The sequence below is a fragment of the Terrisporobacter muris genome (assembly GCF_024621905.1).
GTDB lineage: Bacteria > Bacillota > Clostridia > Peptostreptococcales > Peptostreptococcaceae > Terrisporobacter > Terrisporobacter muris.
The window spans coordinates 1-2,728 of sequence record NZ_JANKBY010000408.1 but is presented as its reverse complement, the minus strand read 5'-3'; the positions used below and the strand labels follow the sequence as shown (position 1 = coordinate 2,728).

The window sequence follows — 2,728 nt, the reverse complement described above, 5'->3', positions numbered from 1 at the left end:
TTTTTTATTAGATTATTTTTAAGATATTTAGAGCTTCCCTTTGCGATAATTTTACCTCTGTCTAATATACAAATTTCATCACATATTTCTTCTATTTCCTCCATATAATGATAGGTATAAATTATACTAACTCCCTCGCTTTTCAGTTTTCTAACTGATTCTAATATATGATTTCTTGATTGAGGGTCTATACCAACTGTAGGCTCATCCATAATAATAAGTTTTGGTGTATGAGCTATAGCACAAGCCAGATGTAATCTTCTCATCATACCTCCAGAAAATTCTTCTGCTTTTTTATTTCTACAATCATTAAGACCCACAAACTCTAAGGACCTTTCCACCCTTCTTTTTAACTCTCTGCCTTTGTAAGAATATAGTGAACAAAAAAACGAAATATTTTCATAGGCTGTAAAGCTAGGGTATATGGCAATATCTTGTGTTAAAATACCCATGTTTTTCTTATACTTATTTATATTTGTTACTTCTTCCTCAAAAACAATTTTTCCCCTGTCTTGCTTCTCAATTCCAGCAATTATTTTAATAAGAGTACTTTTACCTGCTCCATTTGGTCCTAGTAATCCATATATTTCTCCCTCTTTTATAGAGAAACTCACACCTTTTATTGCCTCTGTTTTATTATAAGATTTATGCACATCTTTTACCTGGAGAATATACATTGTCATCCTCCTTTATTTTTTGATTAAGTTAATATTTATTTCTTTTATATTTACAGCATTATCAAATTTCCTTCTTACACAGGCTTTTTCACATGAAATCTCTTCACAATTAATACAAGGATTTACTTTGTGCTGGTTTAATAATTTTCTTCCACCATAGAAATTTCCAACAGATAATTTTCTATTTATATCTCTTATTGGAACATTGTTCTTACATGCACTTTCACAAGTTGGATTCATACAATATTGACACTTCATAGCTAATTTTCCTATTTTATCCTCCAACTCATCATAACTTAATTTTAAACTTTCACCTCTATATGGATTTTCAACTATTCTTACATAATCTTTTTTAATATCTTTATTTTCATATTCTTTCATATGATGCTCTCTTAAAATCAAGTTTGCAGCACTTATTCCTGATACAGTAACGGCAGGCGTTCCAGTTCCCATAACTGTAGATTCTCCACAATTATAAAGACCTTCTATATCTCCCTTAGTTTTCAATCTTTTCATCATATGTTGACCTAGCTGTTGCTTTGGTCCTGCGACAGCACCTTTTTCCTTCATAACTAAATTTTCTAAAGTTGCTGGTGTACTTAATTCCACATAAGATATAGCATCTATAAATCCTGGAAATCTTTTTTCTAATACTTGTAGCATCCTATTTTTTTCAATGGCTTTTTTATTTAAATAGTCAACATCATGATAATCTTTATCTAATCCAACTGGCCATGGCTTAAATGAAGGTCCTATTGCCATAATTGTGTGATATCCCCTTGGACAAAGGGTATAATCATCTTTACTTAATATATAAACAGTTATTTCTCCTTCATCAATTTTTTTAGAGTTACTAATTAACATTTCTATTGGCAAAGTATCCTCAGGTATTACTCTCTCTTCTACTAATGCAAATAAAACTAGAGATGGATAGGTAGATATTAAGGAATTTGCCCATTTTCTATTTTTCTTACATAAATTTTTATCAATTAAACTATTATATAGATTCCATACATTTCCCGAATTAATTACTATTTTACTTTTAATAACTTGATTATCATCCAACCTTACGCCTATAACTTTATTATTGTCTACTAAAATCTTCTCTACTTTCTTGTTGTAAATCATCTCTCCTTTATTTTCTTCTATAACTTTTTCTAGCTTTCCTACTAAATTTAACGTTGATCCAGCAGGATAATAGCTTCCTCCAAAATGATTATCTACAAACATTACAGAGGACAATATAGCTGGTGTTTCATAAACATTTGTATAACAATAAGTTGAAGTAAGCTTGTCAAAAAAATCAAAAACTTCTTTAGTCTCAAAGTATTTTTTTAATAAATACTCTGTATTTTTATTCATAAACCCTAAAAATTTCATATATGCTTTTGGATGGCTTTTTAATTGCATTAACCCTTGCTCTTTTGTCACTACATCTGGTGTGGTGAATGTAGGTTGCTTAGCTATAACTTTTAAATATAAATCTGATAAATCATTATAAAACTTCTTAAAATTCTCCTTTTCTTCAGGAAAAATTTTGCCCAATTCATCAGTAAACTTGTTAATATCTTCGTGAAAAATAATTCTTTTTCCCTTAAAGTTAATACAATACAATTCATCATGTTTTATTATATCTATAGGTTCTTCCAAAGCATTGAAAACAAATCTATGTGGATTAAATCCAATCTTTCCAAATCCATAAATCATAGCAGCGCCTTGTTCAAAAATTACATCTTTTCTTTTGAAAATCCCACAAGATCCACCTGGTTTAAACTGTGCATCAACCACAGTTACATCAAATCCCCTCTTAGCGAGAAGGGCTGCTGATGTAAGTCCAGAAAGACCTGCTCCTATAACAATAACTTCACTTTCCATAAATATAAATCTCCTTCTACTTTTATGTACTATTAATATTTATGAAATTTCAAATTTGTCTATTACTATTAAACATAATAAAATCCCCAGCATAGTTTATATACTAGGGATTTTTTAGTTATATCTTAATAGAATCCTAATTCTTATTTATTTTTCGTCTTACTAAAAGTACTTTT

The 2,728-nt window shown here is 29.3% G+C and carries 2 protein-coding genes; both read right to left on the bottom strand.

The window, feature by feature from the left end; translation table 11 throughout:
* The coding region (locus NSA58_RS18480) for an ABC transporter ATP-binding protein (protein WP_257560817.1) at nt 1–677 on the bottom strand (677 nt) is incomplete at its 3' end.
* A gap of 12 nt (nt 678–689) precedes the next feature.
* On the bottom strand, nt 690–2,552 hold the full coding sequence (locus NSA58_RS18475) for a phytoene desaturase family protein (protein WP_074078814.1): 1,863 nt from the start codon (nt 2,550–2,552) through the stop codon (nt 690–692).
* Between the last annotated feature and the right edge of the window lie 176 nt (nt 2,553–2,728).

What these genes read in the sequence shown, in the direction of transcription:
- NSA58_RS18475 (WP_074078814.1), bottom strand. Translation starts at nt 2,552, where the DNA reads ATGGAAAGTGAAGTTATTGTTATAGGAGCAGGTCTTTCTGGACTTACA.